This is a genomic window from Pseudohongiella acticola (genome assembly GCF_001758195.1).
Taxonomy (GTDB): Bacteria; Pseudomonadota; Gammaproteobacteria; order Pseudomonadales; family Pseudohongiellaceae; genus Pseudohongiella; species Pseudohongiella acticola.
Window position 1 is genome coordinate 700,789 of record NZ_MASR01000001.1, and the last position, 20,297, is coordinate 721,085.

The window sequence follows — 20,297 nt, forward strand, 5'->3', positions numbered from 1 at the left end:
GCGTCAATCAACAAACGCCTGTCAACAAGCGATCGTCAGAAAGGGCGCGCGTCCTTGGGAAGAAGCACGGTTTTGGTACCGGACAGTTTCTCATGGACGGCGTCGTGTTCCGCGTCGATATACAGCCACAGGTATCCCAGTCCGCCCAGCCAGAATGATGGCCAGGCGGCGACAAACCGAATCAGGCCCTGTCGCAAGGCAATTGGATTGTTATCAAGGCGCAACGCTTTGATGCGCCAGGCGATCATGCCCAGGGTCTGCCCTGTGCGCTGCCAGAACCACAGGTAAAATCCGGCGGAACTGGCCACCATCATTGCCAGAAACAGCATTGACGACAATGTACTGGTTTGCGCGCGCCCGTCTACGAGCTCGTTGGTACTTAGCCCCAATAACCAGAGTATGGCCTGAATCATAAAGCCCAGACACATCCACATCGCAAACACCAGAAACATGTCATACAACAGGGCTGCCAGACGGCGTAAAAGCCCGGCGCGTGGCAGCAGGGCAATTTCGTCGGCGGACAACAGACGTCGCTGGATCTTTTTCTTTGAACTCATTGGGGAACGCTACAACCGGTCATCAGTGAAGCGGAGAGTATACCGTATTTGCCGGGGTGATGCCGCTCAGAACACCACGGGAGGCGAGGTATCCACGGGCTCCTGTTCGGCATCTGCCGCTGCCTCACCTGAACGCACAGATGCAGGAATATCGCCCAGCAACTGGCGCAATCTCTGCAAGTCTGCGGAGTTTGACACCCTTTCCTCTGCGATCGTTGCAGGTTCCAGTTCATCTGCCGGAAATATCATGTTAAAGGTATAACGTGGATCGCGCATACAGAGAATGGTAAACGCAGTTTGGCCATTTTCCGTGCGGTACTCATTCAGACGACCGTACAGGACCTCACTGCAATCCGGATCTTCGAGTGCCTTGTACGCCGCCGCTACCAGCAGTCCGCGCAGTTCCTCCTGTGTCTCAGGCAACCATAGACGACTGGGCTTGATTGTTTGCATCTGCGCGGACAGGTCGCTTTCGGGGGCTTCAGCAGCAAGCAGCGCGCCTCCGGCAAAGGCAGACAGGACTAGCCCGGTGACCACACATGTGATTAATCGTTTCATACTCATCCTATCGTCAAATTCCAGCCAAACTTGAATCTGGCAGCAGCCTTATGATGCCTGAAAGGATCTGATAGAATCCAGCCCTTGATTCAATAGGTTCAGGATACTTTCCGGCATGAGTGCACAAACAAGCGGCAGACGCGTCCAGTTGCTGGACACCACCCTTCGTGATGGAGAGCAGACGCAAGGCGTTTCTTTCGCCGCCAAAGAGAAACTGCAGATCGCTCGCGCCCTGTTGCAGTCGCTTAAAGTTGATCGCATCGAAATTGCTTCTGCCCGCGTTTCCGACGGTGAAAAAAAAGCGGTTGCCGATATCAATGCCTGGGCTGCACAGGAAGGCTTACTGGAAAAAGTCGAGGTACTCGGGTTTGTAGACCACACGCTGAGCGTGAACTGGATTCGCGATGCCGGCGGCAAGGTCATCAATCTGCTCGCCAAAGGCAGTGAAAAACACTGCCGCGAACAACTGGGGCGCACACTGGACGAGCACATCAGTGACATCAAACGGACTGCCGCCTATGCCCAGGAAAACGGAATAAGCGTCAATATGTATCTGGAGGACTGGTCCAATGGTTTTAAGGACAGTCCGCAATATGTCTTTGATCTGGTGACCGGGGTCAGCGAGTGTGGCATCGGCAATTTTATGCTGCCCGACACCCTTGGCGTGATGACACCCGATGAAGTGTTTGATGCACTGACCGAGATGACTGGCCGCTTCCCGGGGCTGAAGTTTGATTTTCACCCGCACAATGACTACGGGCTGGCCACCGCCAATGTCATGGCTGCGGTCAAAGCCGGCATCGATACCATTCACTGCACCATCAACTGCCTCGGTGAACGTGCAGGCAATGCGTCACTGGCAGAAGTCGCCGTGGTGTTAAAAGACAAGCTCGATGTGCAACTGTCCATCGATGAATCCCGTATTGCCATGCTCAGCCGTATGGTAGAGAACTTTTCGGGCAAATGGATTGCCGCCAATACCCCTATCGTCGGCGCCGATGTATTCACACAGACCGCCGGCATACACGCTGATGGCGATCAGAAAGGCGGCCTTTACATCACTGCCTTGCGCCCTGAACGCTTCGCCCGCAAACGCACCTATGCCCTGGGCAAGATGAGCGGCAAAGCTTCGCTGGCCAATAACCTGGAAGAGATGGGCCTGGAACTGACTGATGAAGATCAGCGTAAAGTATTGCAGGAAATCGTCAAACTAGGTGATTCCAAAGCATTGATCACTGCAGATGACTTGCCATTCATCATTGCAGACGTGCTGGAGAGTCGCGAGTTTCGTTATGTCGAGCTGCTCAACTGTTATATCAGCAGCGGCCTTGATGTCGACAGCACTGCCAGTATTCGCATCAACTTCCAGGATAAAGCCTATAACGCGTCAGGTTCAGGCAACGGTGGTTTTGCTGCGTTCATTGACGCCATCAGCAAGATCCTGAAGAAGCGTGATTTTGTCATGCCGGCGTTGCTGGACTATGAGGTGCACATTCCACGTGGTGGCAATACCAACGCGCTGACAGAATGTATCATCACCTGGAAGATTGAGGATCGTGAGCTAAAAACCCGGGGCGTGGATGCCAACCAGGTGCTGGCAGCGGTCAAGGCGACACTGCGCATGATCAATATGCGCATGCACAGCCTGACCCCGTGACAAGCGTGGCTAGACGCGTCGTAGCAGAATCACGCCCAGCAGCGCACACAGTACTATAGGTGCCAGGACAGCCAGAAAAGGGCTAATGCCATACAGAATGGTTGCCGGCCCGAGTGTGCGCTGAACAATGGTAAAACTCAGCCCGATCGCGATCGCCACAAACACACGGAAGCCCATGGTTGCTTCGCGCAACGGCCCAAACACAAAAGACACGGCAAGCAATACCAGGCTCAATGTCGCCAGTGGTTGCAGCAGCTTTTTCCAGAACGCCAGATAATAGCTGCTGCTGTCCAACCCTTCACTGTCAAAGTAACGGGCGAACTGAAACAGCCCGCTGATCGACTGCCGATCCGGCCGCACCAGCAGCACACTCAGCAGTGACGGTGACATATCAACAGACCACTGCCATTCATCATGATAGGCCGCCTGCAGGCGATCGCCGATGAAGCGCGTTTCGCGGACGCCAGTCAACCGCCAGTACGGCTCAGCGGTATCGTCTACATAATGGCCCTGTTCGGCAAAGCTGCTTCGCAGCAGCTCACGCCGGTTATTCAGTTCGTACACTGTCACGCCAAACAGTTCACGCCCTCCCGGCGCAATCGCATTGATATGGATGTACTCATTACCTATTTTACGCCAGTCACCCTGCGAACTGCTGATCGCCTGGCCACCGCTTTGAATCAGCGCCCGCTGGCTCTGCGCTGTCTGTTGCAAGGTGGGTGCAATCCATTCGCCCAGTATGAGGCTGAACACCATGACACCCAGCACCGGGATCATCACCCAGCCCACCAGCACGGACGTCTTCACCCCCGATGATTGCATGACCAGCAGCTCCTGGCTGGACGCCAGAATACCAAGTCCAATCAATGCCCCGCCCAGAGCAACGAAGGGTAACAGTTCGTAAATACTGGTCGGCAGGGTCCGCAGCACATATACAATCGCGTCCCATGCCGTGTAATAACGATTGGTGTCAGCCAGTTCTTCCGCCACTGTGAACACCAGGTCGATCATGGTGATCAGACCCAGCACAACCAGCATCGACAGCAATACTGTTTTGGCCATATAACGGGCTAGCATCGGCATATCAGACCATCCTCGCCAGTGCAGGTTTCTTGGCACGGTCACGCCACATCAGGCCCAGGCCGGCCCCGGCAAACACCAGGTGCACCCACCACATACCAATCAGCGGCGACAGGCTACCGTCTTCAACCGCATCACGCGAGACCTGCAGCAACATGAAATACAGGCCATACAACAGGGCCGCGGGCACCAGACGGGCAAAGCGCCCCTGGCGTGGATCGACCTTGCTCAGTGGAACCGCCAACAGCGTCAACACAGGAATGAGCAGGATCACTGAAATACGCCATTGCAGCTCCGCCACCAACCCCGGGTCGGAAGAGCCCAACAACGCCATCGTTGGCAACTCGGTCCCTCTGAGGACCGGCGCAATGGTGCTCTGCTCGGGCAACAGTACGCCCTGCTGCTGAAACTCGGTCACGCTGTAATCGGCAGCACCCGGAGTACCATCGTAAAAATAACCGTTCTCCAGCAACATGAATCGACGACCACTGGCCTCATCCACAATGGGACGCGCGGATTCAGCCACCATAATACGCAGCCCGGAATCTCCCTGCGCTGGATTGGGATCACGCAGCACCACAAACGGGTTATTCAATTGACGTCCGACATCAGTCTGCGACAGTGACTCCGCGTAGGTCACGCGTTGCCCGCGATTAAAAGACTGAAACTGGCCCGACACAATCAGATCAATCTCGGTCAGCTCATCCTGGGACTGGCGCAGCGCTTCCGTCTGCTGCAGACCAGCCGGGGCTGCGTACAGGCTCAGCGCCGCCATGGCAACAGCCAACAATAATCCAATACCCATGGTCATATTGAGCAGTCTGGAGCGGCTGAAACCACAGGCATGCAGCACAACCATTTCGTTTTCCGCATACATGCGACCGTAGGCCAGCAATACCGCCAGAAAAAAAGCAAACGGCACAATAATCAACAGAAACTCAGGCAGGCGATAGAGCATCAACATCAGCAGGATGTCGGTGGTCATCTTGCCGGCGACGGCATCGGCCAGGTACTGCAGAAATCGCGATGTAAACGATACAACCAGCAATATCAACGACACCGCCAGGGTGACCTGAAGAATTTGCTGAGTGAAGTACCGAAACAGAATCAATGGATAGTAGCCTGCTTATTCATCAGACTCGCCAACCAGACTCTTGAAGGCCAGTGGCACAGCCGCGATTTTATGTTTGTCGAAATCAAAAAACACAACGCCCTGCTTGGCATTGCACACGACCCGGTCCAGGGCCGAGTTGGTAATCTGAAAACAGATATCGCAACCATACTTGTTGAACCGGCTGACGCCAACCTCTATCACCAGTACATCCTTGGCAAAGGATTGTGATCGGTAATCCACTGCCATGTCCGTCACAACCATGCCCAGACCGAAGATATTGGCTTCAGTCAGCCCCAGGCTGGCCAGAAACTGCAATCTCGCCTCATGCAGAATATGCACCATGGCTACGCTGTTCAGGTGCTTGGCGTAGTCCAGATCGCTGAACCGCACCGGGTGCTCCATCGTAAACAGGAACTCTTCCGGCATGTTAATTTTGACGCGAGGCATATCAACTCCGTAAACAACGCTTGAATATTGGGCAGGGCAAATAAATTGGCGGCAATTTTAATCGTCCGGCGCACGAAAGTACACTTAACCCGGAGCAAATCGGACATGGCCGGAAAAAGCCACAACCTGCCATGTTATAGTCAGTAATGGCGCAGGTTGCCTTGGTTTGGCTTATTCTCTACGATGGTGTGCCTGCGCAATCGCATCGATATCATGGAATCGTCATAAGGATCCCCTATGAAATACCAACTGCTCGCGAGCAAAACACTGGACAAAAAAACTGACTGCCTGGTACTGGGCGTCTGGGACAGGACAGGGCTTGATGCACCGTTGGAAATGCTTTCCGCCCTCGTTGTTCAGCAGTGCACCGACATCATCAAAAACGGTGATATCAAAGGTAAAGCCGGCGAAACCCTGCTGGTGCACGCACCCGCCAACGCCGCAACCAGCCGCATATTGCTGGTTGGCCTGGGTGACAAAAACAAATTCGATGCCAAGGTGTATCGAAAAATCGTTCGTGCAACCGCTCAGGCCTTGAACAAAACTCCGGCCAAAACCGCGTTGGTCAGCCTGGTGCAACTCCCCATTAGCAACCGCGACAGCGCCTGGGCGACAGCACAACTGGTCACTGAAATTGGCAATGCGCAGTATCGTTATGATCAGACCAAGAGTACAAAGGCCGAAAAACCCGCGCTCAGCAGTATTGTTATTGCAGCGGCTGCGGATACCAACCGCAAGGCAATGAACGCCGCCATCACCGCTGGCGAGGCCATCAGTCTGGGCATGAGTGTGGCCCGTGAACTGGGCAATCTGCCCGGTAATATCTGCACGCCTTCGTATCTGGCCGAACGTGCAATCGACCTGGGCAAGCGTAACAAAGCCGTCAAGACCAAAGTGCTGTCAGAAAAACAGATGGAGAACCTAAAAATGGGATCCCTGCTGTCAGTTGGCCGCGGCTCCAAAGAAGAATCGCGACTAATCGTGATTGAATACAAAGGCAGCCGCAAAGCCCATGCGGCGCCTTACTGCCTGGTCGGCAAAGGTATTACCTTCGACACCGGCGGCATCAGTATTAAACCCGGCGCGGGCATGGATGAAATGAAGTTTGACATGTGTGGCGCCGCCAGTGTCATGGGCACCATGACAGCTATTGCCAAACTGGGCCTGCCGATCAATGTGACGGCTGTTATTGCCGCCGCCGAAAACATGCCCGGCAGTCAGGCAACCAAGCCCGGCGACATTGTCACCAGCATGTCCGGCAAAACCATCGAAATTCTTAATACAGACGCCGAAGGCCGGCTGGTACTGTGTGATGCGTTGACCTATGCCGAACGTTTCAAGCCCAGAACCGTTATCGATATCGCCACCCTTACCGGCGCCGCTGTTGCTACCTTTGGCGACGTCAACACAGCCATGCTGAGCAACAACGAGGCACTTGCACAGGAACTGTTCGCGCTGGGGCAGGACACGCTTGATACGGTCTGGCAGTTGCCGCTGGACGACGAATATCAGTCCTTGCTGGACAGCAATTTTGCTGACATCGCTAACATCGGTGGGCCCAGGGCGGGCACAATCACTGCTGCCTGTTTCCTGTCTCGTTTCACCCAGAAATTTCAATGGGCGCATCTCGACATTGCCGGCACCGCCTGGCTGGGCGGTGGGCAGAAAGGCGCAACCGGGCGGCCGGTGCCCTTGCTGGTTGAGTATCTGCGCAAGCAAAAGGACTGACAGCTGAGCTGAATGCGTTGCTGCCGGATAAACAATAGAAATCCAGTGGTAACGCTTCAGTCGTAACATCCAGTGTACTCGTGGGTCCCACTTGTGCCTTACACGTAAGCACCAACGTTTCTTAAAAGACCAGGTCCGAACTGCCCATGGAATCGATTTATTATGTGCTTTGCTGGCACTGCCACCGACGCTGCAAACATTGCTACGACGAGCGCTTTCGTCCCTACGTTCGGGACGAACTCGACTCTGTTGTCACCGAAGCTGCCAACAGTGCGCCCGCCATCATCAGCAACCTGCCAGTTTCCATGCAGTACCTCGACCGCAACTCCCCGGACCCAGACAGTCCGGGCGGCTTCAGGAAACGCACAGGCCGCATCATCATTTCCGGCGGCGATGTGTTGACCGAGCCGGTGCGTGAACGGGTTTTGTATCCCGCACTGGAGGCAATCCGTGATAAATACCGCGACCAGGGGGGCGTCAAGGTCATCGTGCAGACCACCGGCGACCTGCTGACCGAAAAAATACTCGATGAATTATTGAGCCGTGGTGTCTGGTCGGTGTCGGCTGCTGGTATCGACGACTACCACGTCGGCATGCAGGGTGAAAAAAAATACGAACTGGCGGCGCGCCTCAAGACGATGTTTGAGGCCGCTGGCATGATAAGTGTTGCCGACCATGACAAACGTCGCGATCTCGACCAGACCGGGCCACCAGTATACAGTCTGTTTGGTGCCACAGACGATGCCTGGATAGGCAAAATCTGGCCCCGCGGCCGGGCCTGGCGCAACAGTCTGTCAAAGGCGACCATGGCAGATAATTTCTGTAATGCATGGTCGGGTGGACTCGGATTTCTGGAGCATGGATTCAGTGGCTCGGAAGTGTCCATCGATCCCGATGGCAATGTCTTTCCCTGCTGTCTGAAAACCGCACGTCCGCTGGGCAACCTGACAGAAGAGCCCTTACTCGACATTCTCGACAGTCTGGCAGGTCACCCTGTCTTTGAGGCAATCAATGCCGGCAAACCCGAACGAATGGGCCTGAGTCTGGACTTGCCTGTTCAGCAGTTTCTGGAAGCCAGCCACACTCAAACACCCGACGGCAGCGACTACAGCAACATCTGTATCGGCTGTGATGCCTTTTTCCGCGACCACCTTGAGGGTGTGCTGCACGACCTGCACCGACAACGGCTGAATCGTCGACTTAACATGATACCCATACATCAGACATCATGAGCGTGACGTCAGTACCGGCCTGGTATCTCAATTGTTTGCTGCGCATTGTGTGGCTGCGATACGGAATGTTGTCTGCGCAGCTTATAATGACAGTGGTGACCGCTGGTGAACTCAATGCCCAGACACCGAACCCGGCTGATTGGTCATCGGTTGTGCAGCAGGCAGACAATCAGGACCTGTATTTTTATACCTGGGGCGGCGATCAACAGACCAATGCCTACCTGGCCTGGACCCGGCAACAGCTTGAGATTAACTACAACATCCGTATGACCCATGTTCGCCTGAGCGATACGGCAGATGCAGTCTCCCGTATTCTGGCCGAGCGCCAGGCCGGTAATCTGGATCGCGGGGCTGTCGATCTGTTATGGCTGAACGGTGAAAACTTCGCAAGCCTGAAAAACAATGATTTGTTATTTGGACCCTGGGCCGAGCAGCTTCCAAACTTTGGCTTGGTCAATGCGGAAGACAATCCTGATGTCCGCACCGATTTTACCCTACCGGTAGAAGGATATGAGTCGCCATGGCTCAGAGCGCATCTGGTGTTTTATTACGACACTGCCTATATCGATGCACCACCGGCAAATATAACTGAACTGCTGGCCTGGGCGCAGCGCCATCCGGGCGAGTTCACCTATCCCCGCCCACCCGATTTTTTGGCAACCACGTTCCTGAAACAGGCGCTGCTGGAACTGGCCGACGATACTACTCCGCTCTACGGGCCTGTTGAGGACAGCGATTTCGACGCCATCACGGCTCCGCTCTGGCAGTTTCTGGATGCACTGCACCCCTTGCTGCTACGCCAGGGTCGCAATTTTCCAGCCAACGGTTCGGCCGTGCGACAGTTGATGGCGGACGGTGAAATCGCGCTGGCACTGTCGTTTAACCCCACCGACGCGGTAAACAGTGTTCTTCGCGGAGAATTGCCGGAGAGCATTCGCACCTACGTTTCCAATCGCGGCACATTGGCCAATGTCAGTTTCGTGGCTATCCCGTTCAATGCCAGCCACAAGGCGGCTGCTATGGTTGCTGCCAATTTCCTGTTATCCGTACCCGCCCAGCTGCGCGCGCAGGATCCTGACCATATGGGCGGCACTGCGGCAATAGACGTGGACGTATTGCCGCCCTCCGAGCAGAGGCTGTTTGCCGCTACCCGCCAGTCCCACCCGGCAGCACCAGCACTGATGACCGACAACCAGCAATTACAGGAACCCCACCCAAGCTGGATGGATGCCCTTGAACAAGCCTGGATGGCACGCTATGGCAGTCGCTGATTTAACACACCGGACGGAAACCTGACATGTTACGAGCGGCCCCGGTGCTGATGATCGGCCTGTTGATTCTGCCTGTGCTGGCAGGGCTGAGCGTTATTGTACTGCCGTCTTTTGGTTATCTGCCTGCTCTGCAACAGACTGATCCCGGCCTGTCCGTTTGGCGAGAGCTGCTACACACCCCTGGTATTGGCCACAGCGTCACGCTCAGCTTGGGCGCCGCGATAGTGACGCCCTTGCTATCGCTGTTTTTGGTGATGCTGTTTCTGGCCAGCGTCAGCGGTACCCGCTGGGCACATGCCATGCGACGTCTGGTGGCGCCCCTGCTGGCGGTGCCTCATGCTGCTGCCGCCTTCGGCCTGGCTTTTCTGATTGCGCCGTCTGGCTTTGCACTTCGGCTCATCTCACCCGAACCAAGCGGATGGCAACGGCCACCGGATCTGTTAATCCTGAATGACCCTTTGGGGCTTTCCATGATGCTCGGCCTTGTTCTCAAGGAAATTCCGTTTCTACTGTTGATGGCGTTGGCGGCGTTACCTCAGATAAACCCGGAACAGCGCGTCACCATGGCCCGAACGCTGGGATACCGACCAGTACTGGCCTGGCTGTGGACTGTCGCGCCGGCACTCTATCCGCTATTGCGACTGCCCCTGTTTGCCGTTATCGCCTTTGCATCGGCCACCGTTGACGTTGCCCTGATTCTGGGTCCTTCATTACCCCCGACCCTCAGCGTTCGTATCATCGGCTGGTTCAGTGACCCTGATCTGAATCAGCGCTTGCTGGCCTCAGCCGCCGCGCTGTTGCAACTCATCGTGACGTTGTCGGCCATCGGACTGTGGATTGCCACTGAAAAACTTGTCGCTCGCCTGTATCGCAGGCTTCTGCTCAGTGGTATCCGGGGCACAGGTCATGCGTTGCTGGCGGCAACAGGCAAAGTCCTGATGATGCTGACACTGGGTGCGCTATTGATCAGCGTGCTGCTGTTACTGGTACACGCATTTGCCGGCATCTGGCGCTTTCCGGCGAACCTGCCGGCCTCCTGGACCCTTCAACACTGGCATTCGGTGGGGCCGACACTGCTCGGCCCACTGGCCAACACAATGGTGCTGGGACTGGTGTCGACCGTGCTGGCAACAGTGCTGGTGGTAGCAACGCTGGAGCATGAAAGCCGACAGTCCCGCGCACCGACGCGGCTCATGTGGGCCGTCTATGTTCCATTGCTGGTCCCTCAGGTGGCCTTTCTCTATGGACTGACCTTGTTGCTGGAACAATTGCGCTGGCAGCCGGGGTTGCTTGTCGTCGGTCTGGCTCACAGCCTGTTTGTGGTGCCTTATGTTTATCTGTCTCTGGCTGAACCCTATCGCCGTCTGGACCCACGCTGGCAGCAACTGGCCGCTACGCTGGGCGCCAGTGCCAACCGTATCTGGTGGCGTATCAAACTGCCCATGTTAATGGCGCCCATTGCCACCGCGTGTGCAGTTGGCCTTGCGGTCAGTATCGGACAGTATCTGGCCACACTGTTGACGGGTGCTGGCCGAGTCAGCACGCTGACGACCGAAGCGGTTGCCCTGGCATCAGGTGGGACACGTGGCTCTGTCGCGGTATGGGCACTGGTCCAGACAACGGTGCCCATGTTTGGTTTCATTCTGGCCCTGACAATACCGCGCCTGTGGTGGCGAAACCGACGTGATATGAGAGGACAAATGACATGAGTGGTTTACGCCTGACCCTGAACAATATCTATATCAGTCTGCGTGGTCAGCGACTGCTGCAATTGAACACTGTGGTCGAATCGGGTGCCACTTTGACTGTCATGGGCCCGTCCGGTGTCGGCAAATCGTCGCTACTGGCCTATATCGCTGGCTTTCTGGCACCTGACTTTGAGGCCAGCGGAGAGATTTATCTGGGCGAACGCTGCCTGAACGCTCTCCCGGCCGAGCAGCGAAACGTCGGCCTGCTATTTCAGGACCCGCTGCTGTTTCCGCATTTATCAGTGGCCCAGAACCTGAGCTTTGCCCTGCCCCGTCACACGCAGAATCGTGCCGCTCAAGTTGAGCAGGCGCTGAAGGCAGTGGACATGGCCGGCTTTGCAGATCGGGACCCGGCAACACTGTCAGGTGGTCAGAAAGCGCGCATCGCATTACAGCGCCTGCTATTGTCGCAACCCAAAGCGGTGCTGCTGGATGAACCCTTTTCCAGACTGGACGCACATTTGCGTCAGGAAGTGCGCCAGTACGTATTCAGTTCCCTGCGGGACGCCGGGCTACCCACTATTCTGGTGACGCACGACGCTGATGATGCATCAGCCTCTGGCGGTCCCGTCATTGAATTGACCTGAACAACAGCCAGTCACACAGGTAAATGGCATTACGCAGCGAACGTGAACCTGTTGGCCGCATCAGGTATAATCGCACGCTTTCCGCCCTAAGATTCATTGCAGAGACAGCCAGACACCCATGGACAAGACCTACCAGCCCAAAGATATCGAACAGCAGTGGTACAGCACCTGGGAAGCGCGCAATTATTTTGCCCCCAGTGGCGAAGGCGAATCCTACAGCATTGTCATTCCGCCCCCCAATGTTACCGGCCGTCTGCACATGGGTCATGGTTTCCAGAATGCCATCATGGACGCATTGATACGTTATCAGCGCATGATGGGTAAAAACACGCTTTGGCAGGTCGGTACCGATCATGCCGGCATTGCCACCCAGATGGTCGTCGAGCGACGACTGGAGCGTGATGGCATCAAACGCACTGACCTGGGCCGCGACAAGTTCACTGACGAAATCTGGAAGTGGAAAGAAGAGTCCGGCGGCATTATCACCCAGCAGATTCGCCGATTGGGCGGCTCCATTGACTGGTCTCGCGAACGCTTCACCATGGATGAAGGGTTGTCGGCAGCCGTCGAGGAAGTCTTCGTCCGCCTGTTTGATGAGGGCCTGATCTACCGCGGCAACCGCCTGGTCAACTGGGATCCCAAGCTGCACACAGCGGTATCGGACCTGGAAGTGATCTCGGAAGAGGAAGATGGATTCTTCTGGTATTTCAAATACCCGCTGGCTGATGGCGCCACCACGGCAGATGGCGACACATTCATCAGCATTGCCACCACTCGCCCGGAAACCCTGTTGGGCGACACTGCTGTCGCTGTAAACGCCGAAGACCCTCGTTTCAAATCATTGATCGGCAAATGGGTAGACCTGCCTCTGTGTAATCGCCGCATCCAGATTATTGCGGATGACTATGTCGATCCCGAATTTGGTACCGGCTGCGTCAAAATCACCCCGGCACATGATTTTAATGACTATGAAGTCGGCAAACGACACGATCTGGAGATGATCAATATCTTCACCGTTGACGCAGCCATCAACGACAATGCGCCCGAGGCTTACCGCGGGCTCGACCGTTTCGATGCCCGCAAGCAGCTGGTCGCCGACATGGACGCACTGGGCCTGTTGGCGAAAGTTGAACCCCATAAACTGAAAGTGCCCCGCGGCGACCGCACCGGGGTTGTCATCGAACCCTACCTGACCAACCAATGGTATGTTGCAGTTAAATCTCTGGCCGAACCTGCCATCAAGGCTGTCGAAGACGGTGATATCGAGTTTGTACCCAAAAATTGGGAGAACACCTATTTCGCCTGGATGCGTGACCTTCAGGACTGGTGCATTTCACGCCAGCTGTGGTGGGGCCACCGCATTCCCGCCTGGTACGATGCCGACGGCAACATTTATGTTGGCCGAAGCGAAGCGCAGGTAAGGGAAAAGTACAAACTCGATGCCGCATTAAACCTGCGCCAGGACGAGGATGTGCTCGATACCTGGTTCTCCTCGGCTTTGTGGACATTCTCCACGCTGGGCTGGCCGGATGATCTGGAAACGCTAAAGACATTCCACCCGACCAATGTGCTGGTGACAGGGTTCGACATTATTTTCTTCTGGGTTGCCCGGATGATCATGATGACCATGAAATTTACCGGTCAGATCCCGTTCAAGAAAATTTACATTACCGGCCTGATCCGCGATGAGAATGGCCAGAAAATGTCCAAGTCCAAGGGCAATGTACTGGACCCGATCGATCTGATTGACGGCATCGATCTTGAAGCGCTGGTGACCAAACGCACTGAAGGTCTGATGCAGCCACAACTGGAAAAGAAAATCGAGAAATTCACTCGTGAGTCTTTCCCTGAGGGCATCACCGGATACGGAACCGACGCACTGCGTTATACCTATTACTCGCTGGCATCAACAGGTCGTGATATCAAGTTTGACCTGGGCCGCATGGAAGGTTTCCGGAACTTCTGTAACAAGATCTGGAACGCATCACGCTACGTGATCATGAACACGGAAGAAAAAGGCATCCAGTTTACGGCAGACGATGTTGTGACCTTGCGCGACGATGCCAATCTGAGCCTGGCTGATCGTTGGATTCTGTCAAGACTGCAGCAGACAGTGGCTCAGGTTCATGAACACATGGCCAGTTACCGCTTCGACCTGCTCTCCCAGGTCATTTACGACTTTTTCTGGAACGAATACTGTGACTGGTATGTTGAGCTGTCCAAACCCGTACTCTGGGACGCTGACAATCAACCCGAGAAAGCACGCACCGCGCGACTGACTCTGCTGACAGTTCTGGAAACCAGTCTGCGTATGCTGCACCCGCTGATGCCGTTTATTACTGAAGAAATCTGGCAGAAGATTGCCACCCTGACCGGCACCAGTACCGCCGACACCAGCATCATGCTGCAGGCTTATCCGCAGGCCGATGACGCACTCGTCAACACCAGCGCGGAAAGTGATATTGAATGGGTCAAAGGCGTCATTATTGGCGTGCGTAATATTCGTGGTGAAATGAATATCCCGCCAGGCAAAACGTTCCCGGCCCTGCTGCGTAAAACCGACGCTGACGACAACCGTCGCCTGGATGAGAACCTGCAGAATCTGCTGAAACTGGCCAAACTGTCAGATATTCGCTGTCTCGCAGATACTGAAGAGGCGCCCGTCAGTGCGACCCAGCTGTATCAGAACATGGAAATTCTGGTCCCGTTGTCAGACCTGATTGACAAGGATGCTGAAATTGCACGGCTGGACAAAGAGATTGGTAAACTGGAGAAAAATCTTCAGGGCATCAGCGGCAAACTGAACAACGAAAAATTCGTACAGAATGCACCGGCCGAGCTGGTTGAGACAGAACGCGAACGTCAGCGCACCGCACAGGCGGCAATCGTTGCCCTGCAGGACAAGCGGGAGGCCATCAAGGCACTTTAAGCAGTTTTTAAGCGCATAAAAAAGGAGTTTTTGTAGCAGCTGGCAATGGGGAATTGCGCTGCTACATCAAAGGATTAATCATGGCACTGCATTCCAGACGCGCAAAACGCTGGTTTGACCGTATCAGCAATTCCAGACACATGCTCTGGTTTCTGGGCACTCTCTCATTCCTGGAAACCATCATCATCCCGGTGCCCATCGAAGTCATTCTGATTCCGTTGATGGCTGCCGATAAAGCTCGCAGCTGGATTCTCGCCAGCGTTGTGTTGTCTGGTTGTCTGTTGGCCTCGCTGTTGGGTTACGGCATCGGTATGGTGTTGTTCCAGTCCGTCGGCAACTGGTTTATCGACACCATGAACATGCAGGACAGCTACGATAGTTTTCAGACATTCTTTGAAAACTACGGATTTATTGCCATTCTGACGCTGGGCATCCTGCCCATTCCATTCCAGATAGCCATGGTTACAGCGGGACTATCGGGCTATCCGATCTATCTGTTTGTGCTGGCAACAGTAATTTCACGCGGCATTCGTTACTTCGGCCTGGCCTGGCTGGTCAACCGTTTCGGCAGCCGTGTTGAAGACATGTGGCAACGTCATGCGCTACGCACCAGCCTCATCGGCGGCGCTATTGTACTGGTGTTTTCACTGGCCATGCAGGCGCTGGCTGGCATGGTGATGTAGTGCACATCGCAGGCATTATTTCCGGTTTTGATGCTTCTTCAGCAGTCAATTGGCAGAGGATCAAATTATTTATTGCAAATGATAATCTTTCTCATTAACATCGAAGTGTCCATCATACCTAACTGGAAGGAGACTCTCGATGCACAGCGATAACAGCATCTTACTGGAAATGGATGTCACCACCGTCAGGCGTCTGCTGCAGGCACGGATTGTCAGTCTGGAGGATATGCACAGCGTGGATAACCACGGCAAACAGTGCCTGCACCGGCTGTTGCTGGAAGTGTTAAAACGGGAGCTGGTGCATTTTCCGTCGTGACAGTCCATGCACCCGCAACCCTGTTGGTCGGAATCAATCCACCGAGTAACGGGTAAAGGCTCCACCAGCCTGACTCAGCGAATTGGGCCCTTCGGCCGCATATACGTTGCCGTGGGCATCGACGGCAACGCCTTCACCGGCTGTCCCCTGATAGACACGGTCTTCACGTTCAAATGGGGGAATAAAACCCGTCACATGATCGTGATCGATATGCCCGATCCGTACACCGTTGCGCCAGCCCACATGATTAGTGGGACTGGACTCGGAGTCGATGGCATAAAGCATGTCATCCTCAGTAATAAAGATGCCACTGACACGACTGAACATGTAGCGCGACTCCAGATAATTACCGTCCTGATCAAATATCTCCAGTCGGTGATTGCCCCTGTCCGCGACCCAGAGTCGTCCTTGCGAATCAAAGTCCACCGCATGCGGCGTGCGGAATTCACCGTGGCGTACGCCAATCTGTCCCCACTGTTTGATAAACGTGCCGTCCGGCGCGAATTTCATGATACGTGCAGTCAGGCCATTGGCGCGACCCTCAGCCATGGCGTCGTTAGTGGTCATACCTTGGCCACTGTGGCCATCGGATACATATATGCTGCCGTCCGGGCCCACCACAACATCATTGGGCTGATTAAAATGTCGGCTGTCGTTACCGGTTTGTCCGGGCGTACCCAGACTCAGCAACAGCTCACCGGTCGGGCTGAATTTGTGTACTTGCTGACCTTTGGTGGCGTCGTCATTGGTGGCAAAATCGGTCACCCACACATTGCCTTCATCGTCCACATGAATGCCGTGCGGGGTTACCATGATGCCGGCACCAAAATTGGCCAGCACCTCACCCGTATTCCGGTCAAACTTGAAGATCGGCGCGACTGGGTTGGTGTGACAGTTTATCGGTACACCAGAGCCGAAACTGCCGGCACCACAGCGCTCGTAGGCCCACACATGGCCATCAAAGGGGTCTATGTCAACACCGGCGGTCGAACCCCACTCGCGCCCCTCTGGCAGCTCCCCCCAGTTTCGGGTAACCACCGGGTTCGGATTGGGCATCCCGTCACCGCTGATGCTGTTGCCACCGGTGTCGGAAATACCAGCACAACCGGTCATCAGGGATACGGCAACAGCCGCAGAGACTAAAATCAGTTTTGGAGAATCCATTGTCTTTGTCATCAGGCTTCATAGCTCCTTATTGTTGTAATGCCATGCCCTGTTAAGCATACTCTGTAGAACCTTCAGGTCAACCGAGAGCGCAGGATAACGCAATGCTGACGACGCTGTACTGGTTCACACAGGACCTCCGGCTGGATGACAACCCCGCCCTTATTCGCGCAGCGCAAAGTGACGCTTTGCTGTGTGTCTTTTGTGTTGATCAGCGCTGGTTTAATCCACACCGCTACCACATCAGCTCCATGGGAAGCCACCGATGGCACTTTCTGCAACAGGCACTGGAAGATCTGACATCTGCCCTGTCTGCGCTCAACCAGCACCTGTACATAGAGTACGGTTTTCCCGAGCAGCAACTGATCAGTCTGATCGCCCGGCATAAAATCAGCCGACTGATCTGCAGTCGGCAGGTCGGCAGCGACGAACGCAAAGTGCTGCGAATCCTGAAGGAGCGCTTTCCGAAGCTTGATATCGTCGAGGTCGACAACTACACGCTGTTTGATCAGGCTCAGATGCAGACGATGTCACTGGAGTTAGAGAACGGGTTCACGCCATTTCGCAAACAGGTCGAGAATCTGAGTGTGCCTGCGACTGCACAGGCGCCAATGTCTTTACCGAGGCCGATTCTCAGATCCGTCCCTGATCCTGCCCAGCCCCAATGGATACCCGTCAGCTACCGGCGGCCACCAGCATCACAGACACTACACAGCATTGCAGCGACGGGCGGTGGTGAACAGGCTGGTAAACGTCATCTGCACACTTACTTCAACAGCGATCTGCCGTCGGGTTACAAAGAAGTTCGCGATCAGCTCGACGGATGGGAAAACTCCTCCAAATTATCACCCTGGCTGAACCAGGGTTGCCTGTCTGCCAGACGCGTTGCGCAGACATTGCGTGACTATGAAGCCCGGCATGACAGCAACGAGTCAACCCGGTGGTTGCTTTTTGAACTGTTCTGGCGCGAGTACTTTCAATGGCTGGCATTGATCATCGGCGACAAACTCTATGTGCAGAAAGGGCTTAAGCAAAAGCCACAACACGGCTGTCTGCATCCGGAGCGCTATCAGAAATGGTGCCACGGCAATACGCCCTGGCCGCTGATCAATGCGTGTATGCGCCAGCTCAGGGAAACCGGTTACCTGTCAAACCGGGGCCGGCAGATTGCTGCCAGTTGTTTTGTTAACGAACTGGGCATGGACTGGCGTTACGGCGCTGCCTGGTTTGAACACCAGTTGATTGACTACGACGTCGCCGTAAACTGGGGCAACTGGCAATACATCGCCGGTGTCGGCGTCGATCCGCGCGGCGGCAGGCATTTCGATATCGAGAAACAAACGGCCCTGTACGATCCGCACAGGGCCTATGTTCACCGTTGGGCGCCGGATGCACCCGAGGCCGCGCTGGACTCGGTTGATGCCGCAGACTGGCCGATTGGCTGATCAGCCCTCAGAGGTGCGACCGGGTCAACTCCACGTCCGCATTACGCCACTGATCCTGAAATTGACGATAAACGATGGCCGCTTCTGCCGACTTACCCTGCGCGGAAAGCGCCTGGTACAACCCGAAGTTGGCCCAGCCATTTTGCTGATTCCATTCCAGGTCTTGGCGATAAACTGCTTCAGCCTCTTCCGGACGACCCGCTTCCAGCAATGCAGCCCCCAGGTACAGGCGCACTGACTGTGACCAGTCCGGCGGCTCAGTGTAGTTCAGATTATCGTGATATTGTACCGCCTGTTCATAATGCGCAATGGCAGCATCAATATTACCCTGCGCCTCTTCCATCTCCCCCATCAGGGCATGCATCGCCAGAGTCAGCACATGTGAAGCCGGCGTCGGGCCAACACCCTGATCGACGTCATCCGCCTGTATCTGCGTCCTGATATTGTCCAGCTCCTGCTGGGCGGCCGCCGTGTGACCTTTGGCGACATGCGCACTGCCCATGACATAACTCAGCATGCCCCGCAGATACGGCGTGGTCGCTTTCTCCAGATTGGCCGTATGGTCGGCATGAATCTTGTCCCACTGCGCAAACACCTTGTCGATCACCCATTCGTGGGCGATATTCTTTTGCCCGCGACCGCTGGCGGCCGAGGCATTGGCGGCATTGCGAGCCGCTGCTTCAGCAGCCTGTGCGTAGTTGCCCTGCAGCATATTGGCATATCGCACAAAATCAAGCGCGTGCGCAGAATGCGAACGATGCGACAGTGAATAGGTACCAATGGTCGGGAAATTGGTGTCTCCCCAGAGTTCGGCGAATTGTTGATCCACGATCTGCGAACGCTCGTTTGTGCTGACAGCTTTCTCGTATTCACCAACGCGCAGGTAAATATGTCCCGGCATATGCACCATGTGCCCGGAAATCGGCACAATCGACTCCAGCTTTTGCGCCGCTGGCATGGCCAGTTCTGGCTGCGACGAAGCTTCCATCAAGTGGATATACAGATGGTTGGCGCCCGGATGGTCATGTTCTGACGCCATTGCCGATTCCAGTGCTGCCTGAGCCACTGCGGTGCCCGCTTTGGCTGAGCCGTCGGCGCCCCAGTAATCCCAGCGGGTCGTATTCATGTAGGCTTCGGCAAACACGGTCGCTATATCAGGATCATCGGGATATTGCTGATGCAATTCGCCCATGGCATTAAGATAGGCGGCATCACGCTCACGATCATCCGGGATAGCATCTTTGTTATACAGAATAAAAAGTGCGTTGATCATGCCCTGCTCTTTGGCAGTGCCATTATTGGAAAGCTCCAGTGCACGGCGTATTGCCGCCAGCCCCGCGCCCTGTGGGTCATCAGGCAAGTTGGCATAACGGCTATTCGGGTTGGGCCCTGCCGCATGCGCCAGCCCCCAGTGTGGCATCGGACTGTCCGGCGCCAGACGTGCGGCCTCCTGATACGAGGCAATGGACTCCGGGAAATAGAAGCTCCAGGCCATTCTCAGGCCCTGGTCAAAAAAAGCCTGCGCCTCAGCGTTGTCGATGGATGTGGGTCGGCTGTAGCTGCCACCCCCGGGTACCAGAATCGCCAGGGCCTGGTCCTGGCCAAACACGGGCGTGGTAGACAGAAACCCGGATAACAGGAAAATGATGGACAGCATTCGCTTCATGACGTGCTCCGTTCTTATTGTCATTCATTAGATTAGGTGCAACCGAGTATAACGCGAACGGCGCCAATGGACAGGCCGGAAATCGTCAGCCCGGGCATTTTCTGGCCGGGCTGAT

General features: G+C 55.3%; 17 protein-coding genes. 10 read left to right on the forward strand and 7 right to left on the reverse strand.

Going from position 1 to position 20,297, the window contains the following annotated elements; genetic code table 11:
* Positions 1–35: 35 nt before the first annotated feature.
* Together PHACT_RS03100 and PHACT_RS03105 are read right to left on the reverse strand one after the other, a co-directional pair.
* Positions 36–557: an RDD family protein gene (locus tag PHACT_RS03100; RefSeq protein ID WP_070115867.1), complete on the reverse strand. Its 522-nt coding sequence runs from the start codon at positions 555–557 to the stop codon at positions 36–38.
* Positions 558–623: 66 nt separating this feature from the next.
* A complete protein-coding gene (locus PHACT_RS03105; RefSeq protein WP_139141421.1) occupies positions 624–1,115 on the reverse strand; it encodes a hypothetical protein in 492 nt (163 codons plus the stop codon).
* 115 nt (positions 1,116–1,230) lie between these two features.
* On the opposite strand from PHACT_RS03105, the gene PHACT_RS03110 reads away from it, so the two are divergent.
* Complete coding sequence (locus tag PHACT_RS03110) at positions 1,231–2,772, forward strand: alpha-isopropylmalate synthase regulatory domain-containing protein (protein ID WP_070115869.1); 1,542 nt, start codon at positions 1,231–1,233, stop codon at positions 2,770–2,772.
* Between the two features lie 9 nt (positions 2,773–2,781).
* Here the strand turns inward: PHACT_RS03110 and lptG are convergent, their stop codons facing one another.
* Genes lptG through PHACT_RS03125 form a run of 3 tightly spaced genes read right to left on the reverse strand, consistent with a single transcriptional unit; the run spans position 2,782 to position 5,413 of the window.
* Positions 2,782–3,855, reverse strand: a complete 1,074-nt coding sequence (gene lptG / locus PHACT_RS03115) for an LPS export ABC transporter permease LptG (protein WP_070115870.1) — start codon at positions 3,853–3,855, stop codon at positions 2,782–2,784.
* Position 3,856: 1 nt separating this feature from the next.
* On the reverse strand, positions 3,857–4,963 hold the full coding sequence (gene lptF / locus PHACT_RS03120) for an LPS export ABC transporter permease LptF (protein ID WP_070115871.1): 1,107 nt from the start codon (positions 4,961–4,963) through the stop codon (positions 3,857–3,859).
* 15 nt (positions 4,964–4,978) lie between these two features.
* The gene (locus PHACT_RS03125; protein ID WP_070115872.1) at positions 4,979–5,413 is read right to left on the reverse strand and encodes an acyl-CoA thioesterase; all 435 of its coding nucleotides are present in this window, start codon (positions 5,411–5,413) and stop codon (positions 4,979–4,981) included.
* 237 nt (positions 5,414–5,650) lie between these two features.
* On the opposite strand from PHACT_RS03125, the gene PHACT_RS03130 reads away from it, so the two are divergent.
* The 8 genes from PHACT_RS03130 to PHACT_RS16300 all read left to right on the forward strand — a co-directional run bounded on the left by PHACT_RS03130 (position 5,651) and on the right by PHACT_RS16300 (position 15,907).
* Positions 5,651–7,141 carry a leucyl aminopeptidase gene (locus PHACT_RS03130; RefSeq protein ID WP_070115873.1) on the forward strand — a complete coding sequence of 497 codons (1,491 nt, stop codon included), beginning with the start codon at positions 5,651–5,653 and terminating at the stop codon, positions 7,139–7,141.
* Positions 7,142–7,287: 146 nt separating this feature from the next.
* Complete coding sequence (locus tag PHACT_RS03135; RefSeq protein ID WP_070115874.1) at positions 7,288–8,373, forward strand: SPASM domain-containing protein; 1,086 nt, start codon at positions 7,288–7,290, stop codon at positions 8,371–8,373.
* On the forward strand, positions 8,370–9,644 hold the full coding sequence (locus PHACT_RS03140; protein WP_245730555.1) for an ABC transporter substrate-binding protein: 1,275 nt from the start codon (positions 8,370–8,372) through the stop codon (positions 9,642–9,644). The genes PHACT_RS03135 and PHACT_RS03140 overlap by 4 nt, the downstream gene beginning before the upstream one ends.
* Positions 9,645–9,670: 26 nt before the next feature.
* The gene (locus tag PHACT_RS03145; RefSeq protein WP_070115875.1) at positions 9,671–11,353 is read left to right on the forward strand and encodes an ABC transporter permease; all 1,683 of its coding nucleotides are present in this window, start codon (positions 9,671–9,673) and stop codon (positions 11,351–11,353) included.
* On the forward strand, positions 11,350–11,979 hold the full coding sequence (locus PHACT_RS03150; protein ID WP_070115876.1) for an ATP-binding cassette domain-containing protein: 630 nt from the start codon (positions 11,350–11,352) through the stop codon (positions 11,977–11,979). Before PHACT_RS03145 ends, PHACT_RS03150 begins: the two co-directional genes overlap by 4 nt.
* 118 nt (positions 11,980–12,097) lie before the next feature.
* Positions 12,098–14,908 carry a valine--tRNA ligase gene (locus PHACT_RS03155; protein WP_070115877.1) on the forward strand — a complete coding sequence of 937 codons (2,811 nt, stop codon included), beginning with the start codon at positions 12,098–12,100 and terminating at the stop codon, positions 14,906–14,908.
* 80 nt (positions 14,909–14,988) lie between these two features.
* Complete coding sequence (locus PHACT_RS03160) at positions 14,989–15,591, forward strand: YqaA family protein (protein WP_070115878.1); 603 nt, start codon at positions 14,989–14,991, stop codon at positions 15,589–15,591.
* Between the two features lie 139 nt (positions 15,592–15,730).
* Positions 15,731–15,907 carry a hypothetical protein gene (locus PHACT_RS16300; protein WP_169819373.1) on the forward strand — a complete coding sequence of 59 codons (177 nt, stop codon included), beginning with the start codon at positions 15,731–15,733 and terminating at the stop codon, positions 15,905–15,907.
* Between the two features lie 33 nt (positions 15,908–15,940).
* Here the strand turns inward: PHACT_RS16300 and PHACT_RS03165 are convergent, their stop codons facing one another.
* The gene (locus tag PHACT_RS03165; RefSeq protein WP_083264298.1) at positions 15,941–17,083 is read right to left on the reverse strand and encodes a peptidyl-alpha-hydroxyglycine alpha-amidating lyase family protein; all 1,143 of its coding nucleotides are present in this window, start codon (positions 17,081–17,083) and stop codon (positions 15,941–15,943) included.
* A gap of 92 nt (positions 17,084–17,175) precedes the next feature.
* Between PHACT_RS03165 and PHACT_RS03170 the strand changes: the two genes are divergently transcribed.
* A complete protein-coding gene (locus PHACT_RS03170; protein ID WP_083264299.1) occupies positions 17,176–18,516 on the forward strand; it encodes a DASH family cryptochrome in 1,341 nt (446 codons plus the stop codon).
* A gap of 7 nt (positions 18,517–18,523) precedes the next feature.
* Here the strand turns inward: PHACT_RS03170 and PHACT_RS03175 are convergent, their stop codons facing one another.
* Positions 18,524–20,182, reverse strand: a complete 1,659-nt coding sequence (locus PHACT_RS03175) for a tetratricopeptide repeat protein (protein ID WP_070115879.1) — start codon at positions 20,180–20,182, stop codon at positions 18,524–18,526.
* Positions 20,183–20,297: the final 115 nt, after the last annotated feature.

What these genes read in the sequence shown, in the direction of transcription:
- PHACT_RS03130 (WP_070115873.1), top strand. Translation starts at nt 5,651, where the DNA reads ATGAAATACCAACTGCTCGCGAGCAAAACACTGGACAAAAAAACTGAC.
- PHACT_RS03135 (WP_070115874.1), top strand. Translation starts at nt 7,288, where the DNA reads ATGGAATCGATTTATTATGTGCTTTGCTGGCACTGCCACCGACGCTGC.
- PHACT_RS03145 (WP_070115875.1), top strand. Translation starts at nt 9,671, where the DNA reads ATGTTACGAGCGGCCCCGGTGCTGATGATCGGCCTGTTGATTCTGCCT.
- PHACT_RS03175 (WP_070115879.1), bottom strand. Translation starts at nt 20,182, where the DNA reads ATGAAGCGAATGCTGTCCATCATTTTCCTGTTATCCGGGTTTCTGTCT.
- PHACT_RS03110 (WP_070115869.1), top strand. Translation starts at nt 1,231, where the DNA reads ATGAGTGCACAAACAAGCGGCAGACGCGTCCAGTTGCTGGACACCACC.
- PHACT_RS03150 (WP_070115876.1), top strand. Translation starts at nt 11,350, where the DNA reads ATGAGTGGTTTACGCCTGACCCTGAACAATATCTATATCAGTCTGCGT.
- PHACT_RS03140 (WP_245730555.1), top strand. Translation starts at nt 8,370, where the DNA reads ATGAGCGTGACGTCAGTACCGGCCTGGTATCTCAATTGTTTGCTGCGC.
- PHACT_RS03155 (WP_070115877.1), top strand. Translation starts at nt 12,098, where the DNA reads ATGGACAAGACCTACCAGCCCAAAGATATCGAACAGCAGTGGTACAGC.
- PHACT_RS03100 (WP_070115867.1), bottom strand. Translation starts at nt 557, where the DNA reads ATGAGTTCAAAGAAAAAGATCCAGCGACGTCTGTTGTCCGCCGACGAA.
- PHACT_RS16300 (WP_169819373.1), top strand. Translation starts at nt 15,731, where the DNA reads ATGCACAGCGATAACAGCATCTTACTGGAAATGGATGTCACCACCGTC.
- PHACT_RS03105 (WP_139141421.1), bottom strand. Translation starts at nt 1,115, where the DNA reads ATGAAACGATTAATCACATGTGTGGTCACCGGGCTAGTCCTGTCTGCC.
- PHACT_RS03165 (WP_083264298.1), bottom strand. Translation starts at nt 17,083, where the DNA reads ATGACAAAGACAATGGATTCTCCAAAACTGATTTTAGTCTCTGCGGCT.
- lptG (WP_070115870.1), bottom strand. Translation starts at nt 3,855, where the DNA reads ATGCCGATGCTAGCCCGTTATATGGCCAAAACAGTATTGCTGTCGATG.
- PHACT_RS03125 (WP_070115872.1), bottom strand. Translation starts at nt 5,413, where the DNA reads ATGCCTCGCGTCAAAATTAACATGCCGGAAGAGTTCCTGTTTACGATG.
- PHACT_RS03160 (WP_070115878.1), top strand. Translation starts at nt 14,989, where the DNA reads ATGGCACTGCATTCCAGACGCGCAAAACGCTGGTTTGACCGTATCAGC.
- PHACT_RS03170 (WP_083264299.1), top strand. Translation starts at nt 17,176, where the DNA reads ATGCTGACGACGCTGTACTGGTTCACACAGGACCTCCGGCTGGATGAC.